Source organism: Solemya velum gill symbiont (assembly GCF_002020255.1).
In the GTDB taxonomy this organism is placed as follows: domain Bacteria; phylum Pseudomonadota; class Gammaproteobacteria; order Chromatiales; family Chromatiaceae.
The window spans coordinates 1-3,350 of sequence record NZ_MPQG01000033.1 but is presented as its reverse complement, the minus strand read 5'-3'; the positions used below and the strand labels follow the sequence as shown (position 1 = coordinate 3,350).

At 49.0% G+C, this 3,350-nt stretch carries 3 protein-coding genes; all 3 read right to left on the bottom strand.

The features are described from left to right. Positions 1 to 31 precede the first annotated feature (31 nt). The 3 genes from BOW06_RS12745 to BOW06_RS12735 are packed head-to-tail and all read right to left on the bottom strand — an operon-like array spanning position 32 to position 2,746. The gene (locus BOW06_RS12745; RefSeq protein ID WP_078459497.1) at positions 32 to 1,285 is read right to left on the bottom strand and encodes a hypothetical protein; all 1,254 of its coding nucleotides are present in this window, start codon (positions 1,283 to 1,285) and stop codon (positions 32 to 34) included. A gap of 41 nt (positions 1,286 to 1,326) precedes the next feature. After that, the gene (locus BOW06_RS12990; protein WP_144077464.1) at positions 1,327 to 2,412 is read right to left on the bottom strand and encodes a hypothetical protein; all 1,086 of its coding nucleotides are present in this window, start codon (positions 2,410 to 2,412) and stop codon (positions 1,327 to 1,329) included. 16 nt (positions 2,413 to 2,428) lie between these two features. After that, positions 2,429 to 2,746: a hypothetical protein gene (locus BOW06_RS12735; RefSeq protein ID WP_143556087.1), complete on the bottom strand. Its 318-nt coding sequence runs from the start codon at positions 2,744 to 2,746 to the stop codon at positions 2,429 to 2,431. Positions 2,747 to 3,350 lie beyond the last annotated feature (604 nt).

Here is a 3,350-nt window from a genome sequence, read left to right as displayed (position 1 = left end):
TCCTCTAACTTTGGTCGGTGAGAGAAGCTACCTATGCTACCGCAGCTTGCCCTCTAACCAACTCTGTTGAGTTGCACTTGGAAATTGAATTCACGTCATCTTTTAATAGTTTTGGTGCTGATTTTCCAAGTCGTTTATTAAGGTGTTCGCTCAAGCGATTGATGAACGTATTTTCAACATCTCGCCATATCGGCCGATGGACACGGAATGGCTCAGGATCCCCCTGACCTTGATTTAGCGCTTGTTCACATGCTTTCCGGCGTATGTTTCTGATTCCACGCTCGCGCCTGGAACGATAGGCATTGTTAAGTGCCTCGGTAACATCCTCCAGTTCTCTTAGTAATCGTTCCTGGTCAGCACCCAACTTCAGGTTCATGGCATTTATTCTGTCGACTACTAGGCCATGCGCTACACGAACGAGGGCAATTCCCAGGTAGTTGGCCCGGCCAAAGCCGGACGTATGGGGCCCCTCTGCTATACCATGCATCATCTTGCTATGTTGTTCCTCAAAAGCAGCCATATCTCCAAGGAGACGGTCTATCTCCTGGTTCTGTTTGGCAATATCTGCCATGCTGTTTCGTAAGTTCCTCATGGCGGCATAGGGATCTGCAAGTGTGTCACGCTCTTCCTTGGTATAGCCACCTGCGGCATCCCATGCAAATTGTTCTTCTGCCATCATCATGTCAACGAGAAGCTTATTGCGTCGAGGTCGCCACTCGACATGCTTCAGTGGGTGTTCACTCTCATCAGGTTCGGTTTTCAGGTAATCCCTGAAGCGCTCTTGAACTGTCCGCAACTCGGCAGCCGCGTCTGCAGCTGCTTCATTGACGTAATAGGTGGGAATTGATGCTCCAGGCTCTTTCTTTATTGTTGGCTGACTTGTTACGGATTGCGAAGGGCCCATCTCGCTATCGATGCCTTTTGTTGCAGCCGTAACCGAATCCCGCAAACGCGTCATGTCGTCGAAAACAACGTTATCCTCTCCAGTCTCGCGTAAACGAGCATGTTCTGCCTCTATCCTGTTGGACAAATCATGCATCTCATTTTGTGCTTGGCGTTTTTGTTCTTCAGTCGCATTTTCAGCAAAATAGTTATTTTGTATTTCATCAAAGCGCTGACGGGCTTCTTCAAATGGGATGGGAATTGGTTTTGCCGTACCTGGTGGTGCAACCTGTGCTTCAGTTTTCTTGTCACCAGCAGTTGCTCGTACAGGATCGCAGGGCCCAACAGGTACCGATTTCTTTTCCTGTGCATGGGCTGGCAAGCCGCCCAGAACAAGAATCAATGCAACTGATACAGAGCTATGTTTTTCAGTCGGATCATCGGTCAGATCTCCGGCATGATTAGAGTAAAGGGAGAGCTGCGAAAACGCTTCGGATTACCTTCGACGGGAAAGACAGAAAGTTCCATTGAGGTCGAAAAGTTCTCGCCCAGTTCCAGTTTGACGGACTGCTCATAATTCTTGGGCGCGCGTTTGTACCTGAGTTCAACAGCAAGTGGAACGCCCATTGGCAGAGCTCCCTCGATAGTACTGCCGGCAGTGTCGGCGAATACGAAGTAGAGATCGAAGTCGCTCTCTTCGCAAACACTTTTAACTTCCAGCCAGCTCATTAACTGCTCGTGGACTGGTGAATTCATGCTTGCACCAAGCGACATCAGGTTCTCACTCATCTGGTCAAGACGCTTTTCGATCTCGCAAGCCTCTTCGATAGCAGTCTTGATGTCATCATGCTCTTTTCCTTCAGGGTGTTCGATGAACATGAGATGACATTGCCAGATGGTGACTATATTCATATATCCCTGGAATGTCTGTTCAAAGGCAATTTGTGGACACATGGGAGGAAAATCACATTCAGTGGCTTTTTGTTCTGCCTCTCGCTTAATCTGGTCAGCCATCGGGACTGTTCCACTGCGCCACTTGCCTCCGAGCCTCTGGCAGGCAAGCGTTTCCGGGTAGGTGCTTTCTGGTGGCATTGCTCCCGGCTGTGCCCCGGGTTGTGGTGCAGAGAAGGGCATAGGCATGGGCATCGGTGGCATGGAACCTGGCCCCATGCCTGGCTGGGGGAATGGAATGGGACCATTGCCCGGGCCAGGCATTGGTGGAATTCTGTCAACGGGCGAAGAAGGGGGCATCGGCCTCGCCGGCTGATTAGCGACACTTTCAGCCTCATCTTCTTCCAGGCAGCTGACCCGGCTACCTTCTATCTTGTAGTTACCTGTTCCAAGGCTCTCGCGGCAAGCCCGGGACAGGTCGATGTTTTGTAGAGTAAAACCTGTTATTCCCGGACGGCGACAGTAGTGGGCAACGCCATACGATTCGACACGCTTTTCGTAGACACTATTGGGGAAATTGTTTCTGCAATACTGGTTAAAATCAGGTTCACCGATCACTTTTGGTTGGCTCGATTCCACATTTTCAACGGAGCCTTCACAGAGAACCCGCATCCCGCATCCCGGAAACCTGGTAATTGCGGCTTCCAGTTGTCATTCTGCATGCTTCAGCAAAATCGATGCCTTGCCGAGTCCCACCCTGAACGCAGGCATGTTCTGTTCCCCAGCTTTGCAGAAGTTTCTGGTAACTGCTGTTGGGAAATTTTGAACGGCAATAGGCGTTGAAGTCAGCATCGGTCTGTGCGGCGCGGGCACTATTGATGAAGCTGTTTGGCGCAAACATGCAGGTGAGTATTGCAGCAAGGACGAATCTTCTTAATGAGCATCGTCGAGTTGTTACGTTAGATTTAGGCACACGAATCTCCCAACCCTCTACTTTCATAGTAGTCAACTATCAAAATCTTACTAGTCTGATTGGTTTCTTTGGGAATATCAAAGTTGCACCGATGATTTAGTGATCGATCTTTATCTGTAGAAAGATACCAAAAAAGGTACACTCCGAAACATAACCATGCACATTGCATCGACTATTAATGACTTCGATGATGTGCTAACTTATTGTTAACGCGTGTTTTGTCGTGTTTTGTCGTGTTTTGTCGTGTTTTGTCGTGTTTTGTCGTGTTTTGTCGTGTTGCGATGAGTTACGGGTGTTAGCTGGTTGGGACTTTTAATCAGTTGGTCGAAGGTTCGAATCCTTCACGGCCCACCATATTTAGCAAAAAAGCTCGACGATAGTCGGGCTTTTTTCATATGGACCTTCGCCGGAAGGATTTGAACCTTCGACAATCAAAATGGACGCGTTCGACAAGCGCCGCAGGCTCGCAGCATGAGCGGAAGCGAATCATCCTTCACGGTCCAGCATATAAATCAAAGGCTTAGCTAGAAATGGCTAGGCTTTTTGTTTGTCTGAGTTACCACTCGGTGCAAAATCTTTCACAGTCGGTTTGGCTATTAATCCG